The organism is Thiocapsa imhoffii (assembly GCF_016583985.1).
Lineage (GTDB): Bacteria > Pseudomonadota > Gammaproteobacteria > Chromatiales > Chromatiaceae > Thiocapsa > Thiocapsa imhoffii.
Genome location: NZ_NRSD01000003.1, coordinates 1 through 22,334, shown reverse-complemented (window position 1 = coordinate 22,334; position 22,334 = coordinate 1). Strand labels below are relative to the sequence as shown.

Annotated in this window: 13 protein-coding genes; 11 read left to right on the top strand and 2 right to left on the bottom strand. The window is 64.4% G+C overall.

Annotation, left to right across the window (positions count from 1 at the left end; all coding sequences use genetic code 11):
- Window positions 1-548: 548 nt before the first annotated feature.
- From CKO25_RS04110 to CKO25_RS04095, 4 genes are all read left to right on the top strand, one after another.
- On the top strand, window positions 549-3,338 hold the full coding sequence (locus tag CKO25_RS04110) for a UPF0182 family protein (protein WP_200386672.1): 2,790 nt from the start codon (window positions 549-551) through the stop codon (window positions 3,336-3,338).
- A gap of 135 nt (window positions 3,339-3,473) precedes the next feature.
- Window positions 3,474-3,695 (top strand): DUF1656 domain-containing protein, encoded by a 222-nt coding sequence (locus CKO25_RS04105; RefSeq protein WP_200386671.1) that lies wholly within the window; start codon window positions 3,474-3,476, stop codon window positions 3,693-3,695.
- A gap of 16 nt (window positions 3,696-3,711) precedes the next feature.
- A complete protein-coding gene (locus CKO25_RS04100; RefSeq protein WP_200386670.1) occupies window positions 3,712-4,623 on the top strand; it encodes an efflux RND transporter periplasmic adaptor subunit in 912 nt (303 codons plus the stop codon).
- A gap of 16 nt (window positions 4,624-4,639) precedes the next feature.
- Window positions 4,640-6,916: an FUSC family protein gene (locus tag CKO25_RS04095; RefSeq protein ID WP_200386669.1), complete on the top strand. Its 2,277-nt coding sequence runs from the start codon at window positions 4,640-4,642 to the stop codon at window positions 6,914-6,916.
- A gap of 74 nt (window positions 6,917-6,990) precedes the next feature.
- Here the strand turns inward: CKO25_RS04095 and CKO25_RS04090 are convergent, their stop codons facing one another.
- A complete protein-coding gene (locus CKO25_RS04090; protein WP_200386668.1) occupies window positions 6,991-7,935 on the bottom strand; it encodes an AEC family transporter in 945 nt (314 codons plus the stop codon).
- 258 nt (window positions 7,936-8,193) lie between these two features.
- On the opposite strand from CKO25_RS04090, the gene CKO25_RS04085 reads away from it, so the two are divergent.
- Complete coding sequence (locus CKO25_RS04085) at window positions 8,194-10,179, top strand: alpha-amylase family glycosyl hydrolase (protein ID WP_200386667.1); 1,986 nt, start codon at window positions 8,194-8,196, stop codon at window positions 10,177-10,179.
- 190 nt (window positions 10,180-10,369) lie between these two features.
- Here the strand turns inward: CKO25_RS04085 and CKO25_RS04080 are convergent, their stop codons facing one another.
- The gene (locus tag CKO25_RS04080) at window positions 10,370-13,264 is read right to left on the bottom strand and encodes a hypothetical protein (RefSeq protein ID WP_200386666.1); all 2,895 of its coding nucleotides are present in this window, start codon (window positions 13,262-13,264) and stop codon (window positions 10,370-10,372) included.
- A gap of 476 nt (window positions 13,265-13,740) precedes the next feature.
- Between CKO25_RS04080 and CKO25_RS04075 the strand changes: the two genes are divergently transcribed.
- From CKO25_RS04075 to CKO25_RS04050, 6 genes are all read left to right on the top strand, one after another.
- Window positions 13,741-15,987, top strand: a complete 2,247-nt coding sequence (locus tag CKO25_RS04075) for a sensor domain-containing diguanylate cyclase (protein ID WP_200386665.1) — start codon at window positions 13,741-13,743, stop codon at window positions 15,985-15,987.
- 115 nt (window positions 15,988-16,102) lie between these two features.
- Window positions 16,103-17,506 carry a 3-isopropylmalate dehydratase large subunit gene (gene leuC, locus CKO25_RS04070; RefSeq protein WP_200386664.1) on the top strand — a complete coding sequence of 468 codons (1,404 nt, stop codon included), beginning with the start codon at window positions 16,103-16,105 and terminating at the stop codon, window positions 17,504-17,506.
- Window position 17,507: 1 nt separating this feature from the next.
- The gene (leuD, locus tag CKO25_RS04065; protein WP_200386663.1) at window positions 17,508-18,158 is read left to right on the top strand and encodes a 3-isopropylmalate dehydratase small subunit; all 651 of its coding nucleotides are present in this window, start codon (window positions 17,508-17,510) and stop codon (window positions 18,156-18,158) included.
- A 48-nt stretch (window positions 18,159-18,206) separates the two neighbouring features.
- A complete protein-coding gene (gene leuB / locus CKO25_RS04060; RefSeq protein WP_200386662.1) occupies window positions 18,207-19,280 on the top strand; it encodes a 3-isopropylmalate dehydrogenase in 1,074 nt (357 codons plus the stop codon).
- A 105-nt stretch (window positions 19,281-19,385) separates the two neighbouring features.
- Window positions 19,386-20,501, top strand: a complete 1,116-nt coding sequence (gene asd, locus CKO25_RS04055; protein WP_200386661.1) for an aspartate-semialdehyde dehydrogenase — start codon at window positions 19,386-19,388, stop codon at window positions 20,499-20,501.
- 112 nt (window positions 20,502-20,613) lie between these two features.
- The coding region (locus CKO25_RS04050) for a type IV pilus assembly protein FimV (protein WP_443080706.1) at window positions 20,614-22,334 on the top strand (1,721 nt) is incomplete at its 3' end.

Genomic DNA, 22,334 nt, shown 5'->3' with positions numbered 1-22,334 from the left:
CTCGGTTCAATCCGCCCGATTGCCACATCCTGGGCCATCCATAGGGGCTTGGAATATCGCTTGGAATATCAAGGATGCAGCCACTCAGTTGCATCCGATGCCAGATGTTGAACACCCCGCTCAGTCACCGGATGAACGCATGGTCGCTTGAGGCATTATCTAATCGTCAATCCTCGCTGGTCACGATCGTGCCGAGCGAAGTCGCCCGCAGCTTCACTCCATCGTGATCCATGTATCAGGCCAGCATCTAAAGAGCATCTCGAAGGGACCAACCGATGGCCGCTCGTCCGAACCAGGACTTGATATTGTGATGGGCAAAACCTGACCATGTTCATCCTCGTTGGCGATCGTCGCCCGAGAGCCGCTCGCGACGCTGCCCCGCCGATCACGCTGATCATTCAGCGAGCGCCTTATCCTCTTCCCGCCGCGATTCCTCATCCCCGGCCAACGTCCGAACCGACTATCAAGGCCCCCGTGGTGTTGCCCCTGTGTTGCCGTCCTGCCGCCACAGCGTCGACAATGGGCCCTGCGTCAAAGCGGAGCGAACAATGAAAATTTGGAAGCGCCTGGCCCTTGTGATCGTCATTCTGCTCATCGTCTTGATGATTGCGATGACGGTATTTTACATGGACGGTTTCATCGTCAACCTCTGGTGGTTCCAGGCATTGGACTATGGGTTCTACTTCTGGATGCGATTGCTCTACCAATCGGTGATGTTTCTGGTCGTGACCCTATTTTTGTTTCTCTTTTTCTTCCTCAACTTCTGGGTCGGGTCAAGATATCTCGGCGCCGCGGTCCCGGCGGAAGCGAACCGCGAACCGCGTGCCTCGATCCCAACGGTTCGTCTGGCCGGTGTCCCCACCGGGACGGCCCAGCCGGCGGGATCTGGATCCGGATCGGGATCGGGGCGGCGGGCGCGATACCAGCGCATGTATGATCGTTTCCAGCGCCGTTCGTTGCTGTTCTACCTGCCATTGACCCTGGTACTGGCAGTCCTTGTCGCACTACCTGTGTATGGCCACTGGGAGACGGCAGTCCTGTATTTTTTCTCTCGCGACAGCGGCATCACCGACCCTGCGTTCGGTCACGACATCAGCTACTACCTCTTCTCTCTGCCCTTTTATCTGCTGCTTTGGCGTGGCTTACTGTTTGCTTCGGTCGTGCTGCTGTTGGGCCTTGCGCTGCTGTACTGGTTCGAACGCTGGATCGTCACCGGGTCCGCTCAGCCCTTGCGGCGGGGAGCAAAGCTGCATTTGAACCTCGCGGCAGGCACGGTGGTGTTGATCGGCGCCTGGTATTTCATGCTCGACCGTCATTTGCTGCTCTACACCAATCCACATCTCCCGGTCTTTTCCGGTCCAGGTTATGTCGAGATGACGTTCATCCTGCCATTGATCTGGGCCGCGTTCATCCTGACCCTGCTGCTCGGCGCCCTGTTCATCTGGCTTGTGAACACCCGCAAAGGACTGCTCGGCTTCGCCATCGTCGCGGTCCTGTTTGCCGCTACGCTCACCTTGCGTTACTCGCCAGTGGTGCCGGATCTGCTGCAAGAGTACGTCGTCAAGCCTGACGAGCTCTCGCTCCAAGCACGCTATATCGATCACAACATCCGGGCGACGCTGGCCGCCTATGATCTCGACGAGGTCGAGACCCGACAATACCCGATTAAGAGGATCCCCTGGAATACGGCAACGCGCGAATTCCAGGCCGGTATCGTCAACATCCCGATTTGGGACGAGGTCCGCCTGCGCAAAGTCTTCCAGGAGCTCCAGGAGATCCGCAGTTACTACACGTTAAAGAGCATTGATGTTGACCGCTACACCGTCAATGGCGCCTATCAGCAGGTCGCGGTATCGCCGCGCGAGATTGACCTCGACAACCTGCCGGTGGGCTCCCGCAACTGGGTCAATGAATGGATGAAGTATACGCACGGCTACGGTGCCGTGATGGCGCCACCGGCGCAGCAAAGGGCGGGCGCCATCCGCTGGCTGATGCAGGGGATCCCGCCACAGTCGGCATTCGGCTTAAGTATCGATGAGCCTGGGATCTATTTCGGCGCTGGCGACTACTCGCCGGTGATCGCTCCGAATAACCTCAGGGAAATCGACTATGTCAGCGACAATGACATCGTCCTGTCGGATTATAGCGGCACTGGTGGTGTGCGGATCTCGAGCTTGTTCCGCCGGCTCGTCTTTGCGCTTTATTTCGGTGAGATCAATATCTTCCTCACCAATCAGATCAACGACGACAGCCGTATTCTGTTTCGCCGCAATATTGTCGAGCGCGTCTCGACCTTGACCCCGTTCCTGTTGTTGGACCCCGATCCCTACACCGTGGTCACACCCGAACGGATCTATTGGATTCAGGATGCCTATACCCTGTCCCAATGGTATCCCTACGCCTACACGGCCACTGCCGAGTTCGCAGGCGTTCCGTATCACTTCAACACGATTCGCAACGCTGTAAAAGTGGTGATCGACGCCTATGATGGCAGCGTCAACTACTATGTTTCCGAGCCTGATGACCCGATCATCCAGGCCTATGCGCGAGCCTATCCCGGTGTCTTCAAACCGCTCTCGGAGATGCCTGAGCCGTTACAGCAACACGTGCGTTACCCGAGACACCTGTTTGATATCCAATTGGACATCTATGGTCGCTATCAGCAGCGCGATCCCGGCACGTTTTTCAAGCAAGAAGATCTGTGGGTCTATCCGGAAGTGCAATGGGAGGACGAGGTTCATGTCATTAAGCCTTATTATGTGACGCTGAACCTGTTGGATCCGGAGCGGTTCGAATTCAGCCTGATCGCGCCGATGAACCCGAAGGGCAGGAACAACATGCGCGCACTCGTGGTGGCCGGCAACGACGGCGACAACTATGGCCGGATCGTTGCCTATAGCTTCCCGCGAGGGACGCTGGTCTATGGACCGGCCCAGGCCGACGCCTTTTTGAAACAGGACCCCCGGATCACCCAGGAGTTTGCACTCTGGGATCGCCGGGGTGCTCAGGCGGAGCGGGGCCGGTTGGTGGTGATCCCGATCGACGGCGTCATCGCCTATGTGCAGGGCGTGTTCCTCAAGGCCCAAACCGGTGCCAGCTTTCCGGAACTGGTGCGCTTCATCGTGAACGTCGGCGACCAGGTGGCGATGGAGGCAACCCTGGAGGCGGCGTTCAGCGCCATCAACATGGCCGCGGCAGCTGGGGACACAGAATCCACCTCCAGTGGCGCGGCACTGCTCCCGGACAGCGAAGAGATCGAGTTGGATCTTGAGGGTACGCCGACAGTGGACGCCGAGGAGACGCACGAGGAGACGCACGAGGAGACGCACGAGGAGTGAGCGATCGCCCAGGGCCGCGCCGCGTTCTCCATCGTCAGTTGGTGCACGGCAACCGACGGTGCGCGTGAGCACATGACCGGACGTGGGCATGGCCGCTCATCAAGGTTACTCATCGTCACTCATCCACGCTTCGATATGAATCAACCTCCCATCGAACTCAGTTTGTACGGTGTTTACTACCCACCTTGGCTGCTTGCTGCCGCAATTGGCTTGGCACTGGCGATGACGCTGACGGCCCTGGGGAATCTGACGGGTCTGAGCCGTTGGATCTGGCATCCGCCTCTCTTCTTCATTGCACTGGTCGTCGTCTGTACAATCCTGATCAGTGTGACGCTGGTCCCGTCGTTCTTCGTCTAGCAGGCTAGGTTTGCCCATGACAGGCTCAGAGTCGAGTCGCCAACTTCTGTTCGATCTGATTCGCGTGCTGGTCACGGTGGCGATGGTGGCGCTGGCCGCGGCCGGGATCTATTGGGTTATGCAGCAGCAGAAGGCCCATCCCTGGACACGGGATGGACAGGTCCTCGCCAACGTGGTGCATGTGGCGCCCCAGGTGAGCGGTCCTGTGATCCGGGTGGCGGTCACGGACAATCAATTGGTCGCGAAAGGCGACCCACTCTTCGAGATCGAGCCTGCCCCGTATCATCAAGGGGTCCAACTGGCACTGGCACAGCTGGCACAGGTGCAAGCCGAGGCCAAGAGCGCTGCTGCCGATGCTGAGCGAGCACAGGCGCTGATTGCGCATGACGATATCTCGCAGCAAAACCTCGTCATCAAACAGGCACTGGCCGAGGCCCAGGCAGCGTCAGTCGATGCCGCTAGGGTCGAACTCGCAAGGGCGCAACTGAAGCTGGCTGAAACCAGGGTCGCGGCGCCCGTGGCGGGTTATGTCACCAATCTCGAACTCGACGTGGGGACCTATGCAACCAGCGGACAGCCGGTGCTGGCATTGATCGAGGCCAATTCATTCTGGGTCGATGGTTATTTCAAGGAGGTCGATCTGCCGTTCATCGCCCTTGGCGATCCGGCCGTCGTTACCCTCATGGCCTACCCGAATCAGCCCCTGAACGGGCATGTTCAGAGCATCGCCTTTGGCATCGCTCGGCGCAACAGCAGCATAGAGCCCGGCGATCTGGCCCAGGTGTCCCCCACCTTCGAGTGGATTCGTCTCTCTCAACGCATTCCAGTTCGCATCGCGCTTGAGACGTTGCCGGAGACGATTCCGCTGCGGATCGGTTATACCGCGAGCGTCGCGATCCTTCCTTCGCACAGCGCTGATCAACGCTGACACCTGCTCATCTGCCGTGCGCCTCTGGAGTCCAACGGCCGTCGTCGATGCCCTGAAGACCAGTCTTGGCATCCTCATCGCGTGGGGCATCGCGCTGCAGTTGCAGTGGCCAGACCCCTTCATGGCACCGCTCGCGGTGCTGGTCTTGCAGACCCCCTTCCTCGGTGCCTCACTGCGTAAAGGCGTGATGCGGGTGCTGGGCACCTTGGCTGGCGCGGCGCTGGCACTGGTCCTGATCGGGTTATTCGTGCAAGAGCCATGGATCCTGCTCACGCTCCTGTCATTGATCCTGGTGATCTCGGTCTACCACATGCGGCTGAGTTCCTACGGCTATGCCTGGTTCATGGTTGCACTCGCCGTCTCGGTGATCGTCTGGGATGCCAGCGCGGCACCCCACACGGTCTTTCAGGCGGCGATCTATCGGACCTCCGAGGCCATCATTGGCATCCTCGTGGTGCTGGTGGTGAACGGGATCCTCTGGCCGCGTACCGCGGGGCACCGCTATCTGGATCAACAACGCCATGTCTTGGTTGAGCTTGCCGGACATCTGCGTCGCACCGGTGCCGCGGTCACCTCAGAGGGTGCAGTGGGGTTCGCACCAATGCCCAAGGCGCTGCTGCGTGCGCCGCCCGAGTTGCGCGAGCTCCTGGCGGCGGCCAAGCTCGACAGCAGTCGCGTTCAGCGCAGACACCGGACCTATGAGGCGCAGATTCAAGCCTTGACCGCAAGCCTCGGCTCGATGATGGGCTTGTCCGAAAATCTCCGCTTGGCGGCTGTTGGTCGGCGCGCCTTCTTGACGCAACCGCAACGTCAGGTGCTGCGCGAAGCGCTCGAGCAGCTTGCGAGTGCGCTCGAGGCGGCGGGGACCGCCGCCTCGCAGGCAAGCTCCGCGGCCGTGCCGCCATCGACACCGCCGCGGCAAGACGCGACGGTGAACGGGTCCACCGCAGACGGCATCACCGAGGCTGCCGCGGTGGCACTGGCCGCGGCGGAGGCGTGCCGACAACCGCTCTTGACTGGTCCGAGCCTGGCGCAGCAAACCGCTGGTGACAGTGCCCTCGCACATGCGTTGGCGGCACAGCTGCAGGCACTGGCAAGCGATGTTGAGCGCCTGGTCGAGGCGAGCACCGCGGTCGGCAGCGACCGGGCGTTACCGACTGGCAAGCTACCGCGAGAGCTGGTGGTCCCTTGGCGCAGACGCGTCGCGCTCGCAGGACCGAACGCCCTCGCGACCGGGCTGGCGTTTTGGGTGCTGGTCGTGCTTTGGGTCAACGTGCAATGGCCGCCGCTCGGATTGCTTGCCGTCGTCATGGCCGTTGTCTTAATCGGTGGGCCGACACTCAAGAAAACCGAGGCACTGCCTTCGGCGAAGCTGACCGTGCTCGGATTCGTGCTGGGCATTCTCATCACCGCGCCGATCTATCTGATGGTGATGCCACGATTGGACGGCTTCTTCGAGCTTGCGCTCGTGCTTTTTCCAGTCTACTTCACGATCACCTATTGTTTGCAAGTGCTGCCACCGCCGTATCAGTCGATGTTCCTGCGGATTGGGATCCTCGCGATCATGCTGCTCAACGTGGAACCACAGCAGTTGTACAGTGCCGTGAGCTACATCGACACCGCGCTGAGCATCGGCACCGGCTTCTTGGTTGGGGTCGGCGCCTTGGCCTTGCTGAATGGCGCACCACCACACGTCCAGGTGCGCCATCACATCAAACGGCTGTTGTCGTCCCTGAGTCAGGCCCAGGTGGCACTCGCGGACTTCGGCGCGGCGAACTTTGCCGCGGCCGTCGCGCACCATGATCAGCACTTGCGTGCTGAACTGCAGGGCCTATCCGAACTCCTCCCAGCAGCCTATACGCCACGGGTTCCACACAATGATCATGAACGCATCGAGGCCCTCGGCGATGCGCTGACAGGCCTGGTCACACGGTTTCGCGGCCTTCAACAGGCGCGTTTGCGTTGGGGGGTCCAGTTGCGTGATCAGGGATTGGGAACCAGCCTTGGCCGTCAACTGCTCGGTCCATTTGTGACCACCTACCAGGCCTTCATCCAGAAACTGGATCACCCGGCCCTGCCTGCCTCGGTTGCGGCACTGGATGCCATCACCCATGACGTCCGCCGGGAGCTGAGCCGCATCGACGGGTACCGACACAATGAGCAAGTGAACCCGGATAACCTCTACACCCTGACGATCGCCGGCCACTACATCGCCGTGATGCACGCGTTGCGGGAACTCGCCGCGGCCCTTGATGAGATCGATTGGACCGCCTGGCGTGCACCCGATCCGTAGGTTGAGATGGGACGCCACCATCCGCCTCACCGACGCTGGGCAGATGGTGGGGCCCGCCGCGCGCTGCGCTCGGATCAGCCGAAGGCGATCACCATCAAGGGGATCGTGATCAACGACAGGAGGGTGGTGAAAAGAATCAGTGAGGCCGCGAGTGCCCCATCACATCCATACTGCCGCACGAAGATGGCCGATAAGGCGGTGACCGGTGCCGCGCCTTGTAGGATCAGGGTTGCGATGATCGACGCCGGCAGCGACCAGAGCCAGGAGCCGATGGCCAATAAGACCGGTTGCAACACGAGCTGTACGGCGGCAACGAACGCGAACAGCGGCAGCAGGTTGTGAACGGCGATCGGGCGGATCATCAGACCAATCGCCAGACCGACCAGGGGCAGTAAGGCGGCTTCCAGATGGTCGAGTGTCAGGAAGAGGGTCCCCAACGCGAGATTGCCGTCACGCGGTAGACCGAATTGGCCCCAGAGGATGCCCGCAATGGCGGCTAGGACAATGGGCGAGCGCAGGATGAGCAAGGCCCCCGCGCCGAGCGAGAAGCCTTCGCGCCGGCCGTAGTAGGACGCGATCAAGGGGCCGAGGATGAAGAGCGGCAGCTCAACGCCCAGGACACCGATCAAGATGCTCTCCTGCAGGTCCAACTCCGGATGGGCGATCTCGACGAGCGGGATCCCCACCAGGGTCGCCGCGCCGAAGCCAGTACAAAGGATTAGGGCGCCCAGTTGCAATCGTCCCAGGTGCAGCACCCGCGTCCCGACAGACCAGGCGAGCACCATCAGTATCAGCCCACTAATGAAGAGCATCGTCGGCGCCTGCAGCATGTCAGCACTGATCGGGTGCGCGGACAGGTGATTGAAGACGAGTGCGGGCAGCACCAGCAGCGTGATCACGCGCGAGAACACGTCCGCGTGTTCCTCGGTGAGGGCGCCCGCGGCGCGCAGCATCAAGGCGGCGCTGATCAAGAGCACCAGCAGCAGCATCGCTTCGATGATTGGCGTGTAAAGCTCCATGAACGATTCTCCAGGTCGAATGTGATGGGGTGGAAAGGCGTCTGTGCCCTGTGAGTTGCCTCGGTTTGCGCGAGCCTCTCGCAGTCTGGCACAGTGAGTGGACAGCAAGCAGCATCCGGGTCGGCTTGGCCATCCGGACTTGGCGCCTGGAGGAACAATCCACGGCCGATCCGCTGCAATGCGTCGAGATCCTTTCAATCGTTTCCGGTTCGTGAGACCGATGTCAATAGGGTACGACCCACCGAGGCAGGACAATCCATGCACAATCTGCTGCAGATGACCCCCGAGAGTCGCGTGGCCTTCGCGCGACTGCGCGAGCGGCATGCCGCCAAGCTCGCCGATCGCTTCGAGCCACGCGACGCCGAGATGTTCTGGCTGCGCGCTGAGCGCTGGTTCGAGGATGCACGGCGGCCCTTTCTCGCCCTCTACGGCGACCGCGACGATGCCACGGTGCAGGCCGATGCCATCTTCGATTGCGTGGTCGACGGGTATTTGGCTCGGCCAGAACCCTTGCGGCTGTTGGACCTGGAACGTCAGTTGACGCCCGACTGGTTCGAGCGGCCGAATCTGATCGGTTACGTGCTCTATCCCCAGCGCTTTGCCGGAACCCTCAACGATGTCCAGGACCGACTCGATTACCTGCGGGAGCTGCACATCACCTACTTACACGTGATGTCACTCCTCAAGCCGCGGCCGGGCGAGAACGATGGCGGTTACGCCATCATGGATTATCGCTCCATCGCCCCCGAACTCGGGACGCTCGAGGATCTGCGCGCGCTGACCACGGCGCTGCGGGCGCGTGGGATCGCGCTGTGCGCGGACTTGGTGCTCAATCACACGGCCGCAGAGCATGACTGGGCCGTGCGGGCGCGCCGTGGCGACCCGGATTACCTGGACTACTACTACACCTTCACGGACCGCGAACTCCCAGATGCCTACGAGCGCAGCTTACCCGAGGTCTTTCCCGACGAGGCGCCCGGTAATTTCACCTTTGTACCGGACATGGCCGGTGACGGGCGCTGGGTCTGGACGACCTTTAATCGCTACCAATGGGATCTGAATTACAGGAATCCGGCGGTGTTTCGCGAGATGCTGGCGGTCATGTGCTTCTTGGCGAATCAAGGGGTCGATGTGCTGCGACTCGATGCCGCGCCCTTCCTGTGGAAACGGATGGGCACCAATTGCCAGAATCAACCGGAGGTCCAGCTCCTGATCGAGACTTACCGAGCGTTGATGCGCGTGGTTGCACCAGGGGTGATCTTCAAAGCCGAGGCGATCGTGCCGCCCGACGAACTGCTGCACTACATCGGGGTTGACGCCAATGCTGGCAAGCGCTGCGAGTTGGCCTACAACAATCAATTCATGGTGAATCTGTGGAGCGGTCTGGCAACCCGCAAGGCCACCTTGGCGACCGCGGCCATGCACATGGCCCCCCGGCTGCTGCTGGGCGCGACGGCCATCCACTATGTCCGCTGTCACGATGATATCGGCTGGGGGATGAGCGATGAGACCTTGCGCCAGATCGGCGAGGATCCCCAGGCGCATCGTCATTTTCTTAATGCGTTCTACACTGGGCGTTTTCCCGGCTCGTTCGCGCGCGGGGATTACTTTCAGTTCGACCCGGTTTCTGGTGATGCTCGGATCAGCGGGACCACGGCGTCGCTCGCCGGGTTGGAGCGGGCGATCGAGATCGGCGACCCGGCCGAACTCGACTTGGCGGTCAGCCGGATCCTATTGGTCTACGGTCTGATCCTAGGGCGCGCCGGGGTTCCGTTAATCTACATGGGCGATGAGATTGGCCTGCTCAACGATCCAAGTTATCGTGACGATCCAGAACAGGCCCATGACAGTCGTTGGCTGCATCGACCACGAATGGACTGGACGAAGGCCGCACGGCGTCATGATCCAGGCACGCTCGAAGGCCGGCTGTTTCAGGGTTTCAAGAGATTGATCGAGGCCCGCCGCGCCCATCCTCACACCCACAATTTTGGTCTGTTTCACCCCCTGTGGAGCGACAACGTCCACGTCCTCGCCTTCGCCCGCCACCGTCAGGATGGCCATCTCCTGGTGCTCGCCAACTTCAGCGAGCATGCGCAGTCGGTTCAGGGCGATCTCCCGCGCCATGCCGGTCTAACGGGTGCGCTGACGGATCTGCTGGGCGGAGACGGTGTGACCGACCCGAGCGATCGCATCAGGCTGCCGCCCTATGGTTTGAAATGGTTGGTTGGAAACGGTCGACTCTGAGCCCTGGTCTCGACCGAGCAGCGATCCCAGGATCACAACCGCTCCGACTCCTTTGACCACCGACCCGCTCGCCCAGAGCGACGCCGACGGGCGGGTCTGCGAGGATCTAGGATGATTGCTCTGCGCGAGCATCCGCTGCCGCGCACGCCGCTCAAGCCCAAGCCTCTCAAGAGCGGCAGCTGGGTCACGTTCAGGCCTGCTGTGCGAGCTCCTCAACCGTGATGCGCTGAGCGCCACGGTACAGCTGCAGACAGACGACGTGGCCACGGCGCGGAGTCACGACGAGAATCCCCGCGTTGAGCAGACCGCGTGCCACGAGCGGGGAATGGCCTTGCCAGCACACCGGAGCGATCGCGCCCCTATCGGTGGCGATGCCGCCGGTGTCCGCAACAGACCACGGCGCGGTGTGACGGCCTGGATGGCACGGCGACGGGGCGGCGTTGCGTTGCAGCAGCAGTGACGGATGGCTCCAGGGAAGATGCTCTTCGGCGATCGGTTCCCCGAGGGATGCGCCACTCTGCCCATCCCATAGGCGCAGCGTGCGGTCCAAGGACCAGGAGAGGAGACGCCCGTCGGAAAGTTGTTGCGCCCCCCACACCAGGGCACTGTGCCCGGCGAGGGTGGCGAGCGGGGCGCCGGTTTCTCCATCCCACAGACGCAGGGTGCGGTCGTCGGACCAGGAGAGCACACGCCCGTCGGCGAGCTGTCGAGCTCCCCAGACAACAGCGGTATGCCCGACAAGGGTGGTGCGCGGAGCGCCGGTTTGTCCATCCCACAGACGCAGGGTGCGGTCCCAGGACCAGGAGAGCAGTCGCCCGTCGGCGAGGACGTGCGCGCCGTTGAGGGCGTTCGCATGCCCGACCAGGGTGGCCAGTGGGGCTCCGGTGTGTCCGTCCCATAGGCGCAAGCTGTGGTCGTTAGACCAAGACAGCAGGCGCCCGTCGGGTAAGACCTGGGCGCCGGTCACCTGTTGGGTATGTCCGGCGAGGATGGCGAGCGGGGCACCCGTCCGCCCGTCCCACAGCCGCAGGGTCCGATCCCGAGACCAGGAGAGGAGGCGTCCATCGGGCAACTCCAGGGCCCCCGTGACCGTTCGGGCGTGTCCGACCAGGGTGACGAGCGCCGCACCTGTTTGCCCGTCCCACAGCCGCAGGGTCCCGTCGGAGGACCAGGACAGGAGGCGCCCGTCGGCGAGGATCTGGGCGCCGGTGACCGGGAGCCGGTGTCCGACCAGGGTCGCGAGCGGCCGGCCTGTGTGTCCGTCCCACAGGCTCAAGGTGTTGTCGGTCGACCAGGCGAGGATGCGTCCGTCGGGGCTGACCTGGGCCTGCCCGCCCTCGCTGTGGTCCCCGGCGAGGGTGGCGAGCGGGGCGCCGATCGGGCTCTCCCAGAGCTGTAGGCTGTGGTCCCGCGACCAGGAGAGCAGCCGTCCATCGGGCAGCACCCGGGCGCCCCGGACGCGGACGGACGGTTCAGCACGCGAGGCGAGCGGGGCGCCGCTCTGCCCGTCCCACTGCCGCAAGGTCCCGTCCCGGGACCAGGAGAGCAGCGGCCCGTCCGGAAGGATTTGGGCACCCTTGACCTCGCTGGGGTGCCCGGTCAGCGTGGCGAGTGCAGCACCGGTCCGCCCGTCCCAGAGGCGGAGAGTCCCGTCCCCAGACCAGGAGAGAAGGTGCCCGTTGGGGAGGACCTGGGCGCCAGTGATGGGCCGTGTGTGCCCAGTGAGTACGGCCATCAGGGCGCCGGTTTGTCCATCCCATAGGCGCAGGCTGTGGTCGTCGGACCAGGAGAGCACACGCCCGTCGGTGAGCCCCAGAGCGCCGCTGACCTGGCGAGTATGTCCGGAGAGGATGGCGAGTGGAGCGCCGGTCTGCCCGTCCCACAGCCGCAGGGTGCCGTCCCGGGACCAGGAGAGGAGTCGCCCATCGGTGAGCACCCGGGCGCCGGTCACCTTGCGCGTGTGCCCGACCAGAGTGGCGAGGAGGCTGCCGCTCGCTCCCTCCCTCAGACAGAGGGTGCGGTCGGTGGACCAGGAGAGGAAACGTCCGTCGGACAGGACCAGAACGCCATCGATCGTGGCGGTATGTCCGGCGAGGGTCGCGAGGGCTGTTCCGCTTGCTCCGTCCCACAGGCGCAGGGTCCCGTCGGTGGACCAGGAGAGGAGGCGCCCGTCGGGGAGCCTCCGGGCGCCATTGACCCAGCCGGTGTGTCCGGAAAGTGTCAGGCGTGGGGTGTCATCTTGTCCGTCCCACAGGCGCAACGTGCGATCGCGAGACCAAGAGAGCAGGCGTCCGTCGGGGAGCCTCCGGACGCCCGTTACGGCCGCCGTGTGTCCGCTCAAGGTGGCCAGGGGCGCACCGTCCGTTCCGTTCCACAAGCGCAGGGTGCCGTCGTCGGACCAGGACAGCACCCGCCCGTCGGGGAGCCGCTGGGCTCCGTTGACCTCGCCGGTGTGTCCCTTCAGCACACGCAAGCCAGGCGTTGCGAGGCGTCGCGCCGGCCGCCGCGGATTGCGGAGCCACAGCCAATCGCACTGGCCCTGGGCCAACCAGGCCTCGGCCTCCCGGGTCACCGGGCTGTCATCCCCATGCTCCATCGCACGTTGCAGCAGGATCTTGTACGCCGGCCAGCGTGCATCCCCCCGTCGGAGGAAGGGTTCGTGCGCGCGCCAGAAGGTCTCCCACAGGCGCGCGCGCGGGTCGATATCCGGATGCGCGGCCAGAGTGGCCGCCCAGTCGCGGGTGATGCCCCGCACCCCCTCCGGATCCTGCAGCGTTTGCAGTCGCGACATCCAATAGTCGAAGCGAGTGAGCAGTCCCAGGGCGGCTTGAACGCGCCCGCTCTGGAGCAAATCGATGATCCGGTGTTGGGAGCGATGAGGGTTGGGCGCGGCCGCCGGCTGGCCGAGCGCTGCAATCGCCGCAAGCAGATGCTGGCGGTGGTCCGCGGGAACGCCTAACGCATCGAGCCGCGACTCAGTCAGGCGCGGCAGGGTCGCGAGGTCGATCCGCGCGGCCTGCAAGGCCTCGGCGTGCTCGCCAAGTCCCAGCGCCTCCAACCAAGCTGTCAGGGACGTTGTTGTCATCGCGTACCGTGCCGCGTCTGGTGTGTGCGGTTAAAGCATTCCGCACTTCGTGACCGATGGTCAAGCAGCGCCGAGGGTTCGTGTGGGCTGGTGAGGTCTAGGCTGGACCAGAGCCTCATCACGTCGCCATGGACGGCGGGCAACAGACCGGCAGACCAATTGCCCAAACGCCCCACTCACCCTGATCTCGACTTATCTCCGATCCCAATGGTGTTGACGTGAGCGCGTGAAGATCTCGTGCAGCAGTGCCGCGGGTTTGTGCAAAGAGCGCTCGCGGAGCAGCGGCCTTGGATCATTCGAATTGTCCGTGGAAAACCAACCAAGATCGTCTATATTAAGCCACTCATGATGACTGGAGCCGCGATTGCGATGCCCCTGAGCTTGTCGGATGGATCGTCACCGCCACCGCCGTTTTGATGTCGTACCAACCGCTGATTGACGTCGATCCGGGCTCGCGGCCTCAGCCGTCTGAGGCGATGCCGGCTGCCCTCTATCTGCTGCGGGTGGATGCCAATGGCCACCCTTCCTTTTGCTTCGTCACCGAGCGGCTGCTCGCGATGCTCGATCTGCCGCGAGAACTGGTCCTCGTCGACGCGGCGACCGTGTTCCAGCGCGTGCATCCGGACGACTATCCGGCGTTTCTGGCGCTGAATCACCAGGTCTTCGTCGAGCCGCGACCGTTCCTGTGGGAAGGCCGGGTTGTGATCCGGAGTGTCATCCGCTGGTGGCGCCTGGAGTCGTTGCCGCGTGCGCTGCCCGGTGGCGACACCCTCTGGGAAGGGATCGCCATCGACATCACCGACGCCAAGGAGGCCGATGCCTCACGGCGGGCCGGCGAGGCGCGCTTTGAGCACCTGCTGCACTTCGCGCCAGTCCCCCTGGGCCATCTCGATCGCGCACACCGGACGCGTTTCTACAACGCTGTGTTCACCAAAACCTACGGTTACGGCGAGTCGGATCTACCCGACGAGCAGCGCTGGTGGGAGCTGGCTTATCCGGACCCGGCGGACCGTTGTCAAATTCGCCAACGCTGGGATGCCGCCCTCGCCGCGCTGGCCGCGGGGGATAGCAGCCAGATGCCGTTCACCGCCGAGGTGACCTGCAAGAATGGCGCGCGCCGCACGGTCGAGATCCATTACGCGGTGCTCGATGACGGCTTTCTCGGTGCCTTTGTCGACGTCACCGAACGGCGGCAATCGCAGCAGCATGAGCGCGAGGTCCAGGCGATCCTGCGCGACATCCTGAACGACGAACCGCTGGAGACCATTGGCGAGCGCATCGTCCGCGCCGCCGAGACCGCGGTGCCGGACGGTCTCTGTTCGCTGTTGCTGGTCGACGAGGACAGCCGCCGGTTGCGCGTGCTCGCCGCTCCCAGCCTGCCGGCCGTCTTCAACACGGCGGTCGACGGCCTCGCGATCGGCGAGGGACAGGGCGCCTGCGGCACCGCTGCCGTGCGCGGCGAACGGGTGATCAGTGAGGACATCCGCGTCGATCCGGCCTGGGCGGCCTATCGGGAAGTTGCCGCTCGGGCTGGCCTGCGGACTTGCTGGTCGGAGCCGGTCCTGGCCAAGGACGGCGAGGTGCTGGCCACCTTTGCTCTCTATGCCCGGGCACTGCGGACTCCATCGGCGTGGGAGATCGAGCGAATCACGGGCGCCGCCAGCCTGGCCGGGCTCGCGATCGAGCGCGCCCGGGGGCGTGAGGACCTGGCTAGGCGCACCGCCTGCGAGGAAGCGGTGCGCGACATCTCGCGGATGTTCCTGACCCTGAGCGAGCCTGGCTTCGATGCGGCAATCGACACCGCGTTGACCCGCATCGGCAGTTGTCTGGGTGCGCATCGCTGCTATCTCTTTCAGATGGCCGAAGGCGGCACCACGATGACTTGCACCCACGAATGGTGCGCGCCCGGCGCACGACCGCAGCGCGACGAGCTGCGCGACCTGGCGGTGGATCGCTACCCCTGGTTGCCGGAGATTGCCCATAGCCGGCAGGCCGCCTGGGTCACCCAGGACGACATCGGGCAGCTCTCGCCCGAGGAGCAGACATTGATCCGCGACGGCGAGATCCAGTCCATGCTGGCGATCCCGATGTTCGGGACCGGGCCGATGCGCGGCATACTGGGTCTCGACGACGTCCAGGTGCGCAAGCGCTGGAGCGACTTCGAACAAAGCCTGCTGCGGCTCGTGGCCGACATGATCAGCGCGGCAATGGTCCGCCATGAACTTCAGCAGGCGCTGCGCGCCCAAGCCTACCAGGATGCACTGACCGGACTGCCGAACCGGCGCGCCTTCGACGAACGGTTGCGCCTCGAGATCCTGCGCGCGCGACGCTACCACCACGTCTTTTCGTTACTTCTGCTCGACATCGACCGGTTCAAGACGATCAATGACGTGCGCGGCCATGACGTCGGCGATCAGGCGTTACGGGCGCTGGCCAGGATCCTTGGGGGGCGGGTGCGCGAAGCCGACGGGTTAGCGCGTTGGGGCGGTGAGGAATTCAGTCTGCTGCTTCCGCAGACCAACGCCGAGGGCGCCCGCTGCTTCGCCGAGCAGCTCCGAGTCGCGGTTGCCGCGGCCCGGATTCCAGGCGTGGGGCGGCTCACGGTCAGCCTCGGTATCGCGCAGTTTACCCCCCACGACACCGTCGAGACGCTCTTCCGACGCGTCGATCAGGCGCTCTACGCCGCTAAGGATCAGGGCCGGAATCGCTGCGTGCTCGGGTGAGCGGCCTACCCCCGCACTTGAGTCCCCGTCACGAGCGCTCGCGATCTCGGAGCGATTGAGTTCGCTATGTGGCGGGTTTATCCTTGGCGATTGGTTTTTTGCGAGGTGAGGAGCCATGGGAGCGAAGACCCTATACGACAAGCTGTGGGATGCCCATGTCGTCGAGACCGATGAGAACGGCGCCGCGTTGCTCTACATCGATCGGCAACTGGTGCATGAGGTGACCTCGCCGCAGGCGTTCGAGGGTCTGCGCCTGGCGGGTCGGCGGCCGTGGCGAACGGACTCCCATCTCGCGGTGCCGGATCATAATGTCCCGACCCGTGATCTGCATGAGGGTATCACCGACCCGGTCTCGCGCATCCAGGTCGAGACCCTCGATCAGCATTGCAGCGATTTCGGCATTACGCTCTTCCGCATGGCCGATCCGCGCCAGGGGATCGTGCATGTCATCGGCGCGGAGCAGGGCTTCACCCTGCCAGGCGCGACGCTCGTGTGCGGCGACTCGCACACCTCGACACACGGGGCCTTCGGGGCGCTGGCCTTCGGCATCGGCACCTCGGAGGTCGAGCATGTGTTGGCGACCCAGACGCTGATCCAGCGCAAATCCAAGACGCTGCTGATCAGCGTCGACGGGGAGGTCGGTCCCGGGATCACGGCCAAGGACATCGTGCTTGCGATCATCGGCGAGATCGGCACGGCGGGTGGCACCGGTTCGGTGATCGAATTCGCTGGCGAGGCCATCCGCGCCCTCTCGATGGAGGGCCGCATGACCGTCTGCAACATGGCCATCGAGGCCGGTGCGCGGGCCGGGTTGATCGGGGTCGACGAGAAGACGATCGCCTACCTGCGTGGCCGTCCCTACGCCCCGAGTGGCGAGCTGTTCGAGCGGGCCGCCGACCAGTGGCGGACCCTCGTCAGTGATCCGGGCGCACACTTTGACCGGGTGGTGCGGATCGATGCCGCCTGTATCCTGCCTCAGGTGACCTGGGGCACCTCGCCGGAGATGGTGGCGCCAGTCGGCGCGCGGGTGCCGAATCCAGCCGATCAGTCGGACCCGGTCAAGGCCGAGGGGATGCGTCGTGCCCTGGAATACATGGGGCTCGAGCCGGGCACGGCGATCACCGAAATCCGCCCGGATAAGATCTTCATCGGCTCCTGTACGAATTCTCGTATCGAGGACCTGCGCGCCGCGGCGGCCGTGGTGAAGGGCCGTAAGGTGGCGGCTGGAATCCAATTGGCGTTGGTCGTGCCGGGTTCGGGATTGGTCAAGGCACAGGCCGAGGCAGAGGGCCTCGACCGTATCTTCGTCGAGGCGGGGTTCGAATGGCGTGAGCCAGGGTGTTCCATGTGCCTGGCGATGAACGCCGACCGTCTCGAGCCGGGCGAGCGGTGTGCATCGACCTCGAACCGGAATTTCGAGGGGCGCCAAGGGCAAGGCGGGCGCACCCATCTGGTCAGTCCAGCGATGGCCGCCGCCGCCGCCGTGACCGGTCACTTCATCGACGTGAGGCAGCTCTGAGATGGAACCTTTCAAGAATTTCACCGGCCTGCTCGCACCACTCGACCGGGCGAACGTGGACACCGATGCCATCATCCCGAAACAGTTCTTGAAGAGTATCGCCCGGACGGGGTTTGGCCCCTACCTGTTCGACGAGCTCCGTTATCTTGACCACGGCGAGCCGGGGATGGACTGTAGCCATCGGCCGCTCAATCCTGAGTTCGTCTTGAACGATCCGCGCTATCAAAACGCCGACATTCTGCTGGCACGCGAGAATTTCGGTTGCGGTTCATCGCGCGAGCATGCACCTTGGGCGCTGGCCGACTATGGGTTCCGCGTGATCCTTGCGCCGAGCTTCGCCGACATCTTCTTCAACAACTGTTTCAAGAATGGTTTGTTGCCGATCGTGCTGGCGGCGGACGTCATCGATGACCTCTTCGGCCAGGCCTACGGACCGGAGGCCCTGCGCCTGCGGGTCGATCTCCCGGCACAGCAGCTCACGCTGGTGAGCCGCGGGGAGCGGATTGCATTCGAGGTCGACCCCGGCCACAAGGACCGCTTGCTCAAGGGGCTCGATGATATCGGGGTGACGCTGAGCCGTGCCGATGCCATCCGCGCCTACGAGGCACGGCGGGGGGTCGAGGCGCCCTGGCTGTTTTTCAGCGCGTCCTGACGGCGCGTTGGTTCCCGAGGTCTTTCCAATCCATCGAGTGAGTGAGCATTGAGCAAGCAGATTTTGGTGTTGGCCGGTGATGGGATCGGCCCTGAGATCGTCAGCGAGGCGGTCAAGGTCCTGCGGGCGCTGCATGACGAGGGGGCAATCGACGTCACCTTGCAGGAGGGTCTCGTCGGTGGCGCGGCCTATGATGCGCTGGGTGATCCCTTGCCCGAGGAGACACTCACTGCCGCGCGGGACGCGGATGCGGTGCTGCTCGGCGCGGTGGGAGGGCCACAGTGGGAGCCATTGCACATCTCCAAACGGCCTGAAAAAGGCCTGCTGGGACTGCGCGCCGGCCTGGGATTGTTCGCCAATCTGCGCCCGGCGATCCTCTATCCCCAGCTGGCGGGGGCTTCGACACTCAAGCCCGAGGTGGTCTCGGGGCTCGATCTCATGATCGTGCGTGAGTTGACCGGTGGCATCTATTTTGGGCAGCCACGTGGGGTCGAGACCTTACCTTCCGGTGAGCGGCGGGGCTTCAATACCCTGGTTTACACCGAATCCGAGGTGGAACGGATCTGTCGGGTGGCCTTCGACATCGCGATGAAACGGGGCAAACGCGTCTGCTCGGTGGACAAGGCCAATGTGCTCGAGTGCACCGAGATGTGGCGCGAGGTGGCGACGGCCACCGCGCGAGACTACCCCGAGATCGAACTCAGTCACCTCTATGTGGACAACGCGGCCATGCAGTTGGTGCGCGCGCCCAAGCAGTTCGACGTCATGGTGACCACGAACATGTTTGGTGACATCCTCTCGGACTGCGCCGCCATGCTCACGGGCTCCATCGGGATGCTGCCCTCGGCCTCGCTGAACGCGCATGGCCAGGGCATGTACGAGCCCATCCATGGTTCGGCGCCGGACATCGCGGGGCGGGGCGTTGCCAACCCGCTCGCCACCATCCTCTCGGTGGCGATGATGCTACGCTACTCACTTGACGCCGCCGGGGCAGCCATGCGCATCGAGGCAGCCGTCTCGAGGGTGCTCGATCAGGGGCTGCGAACCGCGGATATCCTCTCCGAGGGCATGCGCGAGGTGGGCACCGCCGAGATGGGGGATGCGGTGGTGGCGGCGTTGTAACGTGCCCATGCGGGCGGCGCGCCGCCCCGGACAGTCGAGCGACCCGAAGCAGCTGTGCTGCGGCGCAACCCGGGTGCCTCGGATCATCGATTGCGGAGTTTGAGCATGAAGCGTGTCGGGTTCGTTGGATGGCGAGGGATGGTCGGGTCGGTCCTGATGGACCGGATGCGTGCGGAGGGCGATTTCGCGCACATCCCGGAGGCAGTCTTTTTCACCACCTCCCAGGTCGGGGAGGCGGGGCCGGATGTGGGGCAGGGCGCGCGCCCGTTGCAGGACGCGACCTCGCTCGATGCCTTGCGTGACATGGATCTCATCTTGACCTGTCAGGGTGGTGACTACACCAAGTCAGTCTACCCAGTGCTGCGTGCGAGTGGCTGGGATGGCTACTGGATCGATGCGGCCTCGGCCTTGCGGATGGATCCGAATGCGACCGTCATCCTCGATCCGGTGAATCGTGCCCTGATCGATCGGGCCTTGGAACAAGGCAAGCGCGATTTCATCGGCGGCAATTGCACCGTGAGCCTGATGCTGATGGCGCTCGGTGGTCTGTTCCGCGCGGGGCTGGTCGAATGGGTCAGTGCCATGACCTATCAGGCCGCTTCGGGCGCGGGTGCGAAGAACATGCGTGAACTGCTGGCGCAGATGGGGGTTCTGCATGAGGTAGTGATGCCGCTTTTGCAGGATCCGGGCGCGGCGATTCTCGAAATCGACCGGCGCGTCACCGAGGTCATGCATGGCAACGGGTTCCCGGTCGAGAACTTCGGGGTTCCCCTCGCCGGCAGTCTGATTCCCTGGATCGATACCCAGTTGCCAAACGGCCAGAGCCGCGAGGAATGGAAGGGCATGGCCGAGACCAATAAAATCCTCGGTTCAGAGGGGGATGCGATCCCGGTCGACGGACTCTGTGTGCGGGTCGGCGCGATGCGTTGCCACAGTCAGGCGTTGACCATCAAACTGACGCGCGATTGCTCGATCGCGGCGATCGAGGAGACGATCGCCGCGGCCAACGACTGGGTGCGGGTGATTCCGAATGATCGCGAACGGACCATCCAATCCTTGTCTCCAGCAGCCGTGACGGGGACCTTACTGATCCCGGTCGGTCGGCTGCGCAAGATGAATCTGGGTGAGCGTTATCTCAGTGCCTTTACGGTCGGGGATCAATTGCTCTGGGGCGCGGCTGAACCCCTGCGGCGGATGTTGCGCATCCTGAGCGAGCGTTGACCTCGTTGCGACCAGTGGGCGAAGGCATCGGCGTTGACACGGATCCATCTCGAACCAGATTGATCGTTGGCTGTTCTGGTGGCGGGTTTCGCCCCATTCATCGAGGGTAAGGATGTCTCGCCACGTTGTTCCAGCCTCATTGGTCGTGTGTGCGCTCATCAGCGGCCCCGAGGCAGTGGCGCTTGGGCTAGGGTCCTTGCGCACGGACTCTGGGCTCAATCAGCCGTTCGTGGGCGAGATCGATCTGGTCGACGTCCGGGCGGATGAGCTCGACACCGTCCGCGTCACACTGGCCCCCCCGAATGACTTCGCCCGCTCCGGGCTGGAGCGCTTTCACTTCCTCAGTGGCCTGAGCTTCACCCCGGAGGTTTCCGCACGGGGCACGCCCGTGATCCAGGTGCGCAGCTCGGAACCGATTCGCGAACCCTTTCTGGATTTTCTCGTCGAGGTGGTCTGGCCGGCGGGCCGCTTGGTGAAGGGGTACACGGTCCTGCTGGATCCGCCCGGATTGGGTCCGCGCCCGGCGGTGCCGGCCCCGTCACCACAGCCTGAAGCCCCGGTCCCCGCCGCGGTTCCTGCCCGAGGAGCCACGGCCCGAACCACGGCCGCGCCCGTGAGTCCGCCACCTTCCGTGGCCGCGCCCCCATCACCGCCTGCCCCGGTCGCAATGACGCCGGGGGCCGACGGGTTCCCGATGACGTTCGGTCCGGTGCCGGCGGGCACGGGACTGCTGCGCCTTGCGGGGAGCCAGGGTCCCGCCGGGGCCACCATTGAGCAGACCGCGATGGCGCTCTATCGGAACAACCAGGCCGCCTTCGGTCGAGGCGACATCAATCTCCTCCGGGCTGGTGTGACCCTGGTGATCCCAAGCCGAGCGGAGCTGTTCGCGCTCGATCCCACGGGGGCCGAGCGGGAACTCCAGGCCGCATTACAGGGCCGCCCGAGTACGCGCGAACCCCTCACCGATGTGGCGGCGGCACTCACAGCGACGCAAGTGCCGGCGGTCACGCCGATCGCGGGTCTTGCGGGTGAGGCTGCGAGCCGTCTGCCGGCTCCGGTCGAGACCACCGATGCCATCGTCGCCGGCGCGCGCGACGAAGCGCCGGCCACGGCCGCTCCCCAGGAGACCGATGCCCTGCGGGGCCGGGTCCTCGAGTTAGAGGCCGAAGTGGCCATGCTGGAGGAGCTGCTCGCGGAGCGTGATGCGGAGGTCGCGCGTCTGCAGGATCTCGTTGGGTCCGCCGCCACGCTGGGCCTGTTGGGCGCTCAGCCGCCCGCCCCGGAGGCGGTGACGGAGACCGCCGTGACGGAGGCGGAGGTGAGCGTGACCGCGCCGGAACCGGTCGCGGACGAGATCGCCGAGCCCGCGGTCGCCGCCGATGCCGACACCGTCGAAGCGGATGAGCAGCTCGCTGAGACGGTGCCCACCGGGGTGGAGGACGCGGTGCCGTCACCCCCTCTGGACGTGGCGGAGAGCGAGTCGGTGGTGAGCGAAGCGGTGATCGATCAGGATCCCCCAGCGCCCGTGGTCGAGGCGCCCGCAGCCATCGTCCCGGAGGTCGTGGCGCCGCCCGCGCGCCCCTTCTGGCAGACCTATCTGCTGCCACTCGGGGCCTTTGCCGCGGTGACGGCCGTGGGTGTCGCGGTCTTCGGTTGGTTGGCTTGGCGTCGGCGTCGTCGGGACACCGCGGAACCCGCGCTCGAGGAGGAGGAATCGTTCGAGTTGGATCTCTCCTCGCCGCCCGAGAGCCCAAGCGCGGCGGTCCCCACGTCACCCGCAACCGGGACTGGGACCGCTGCGCGGGTGGGGGCGGTGGTGGCAGCGGGCCCAGT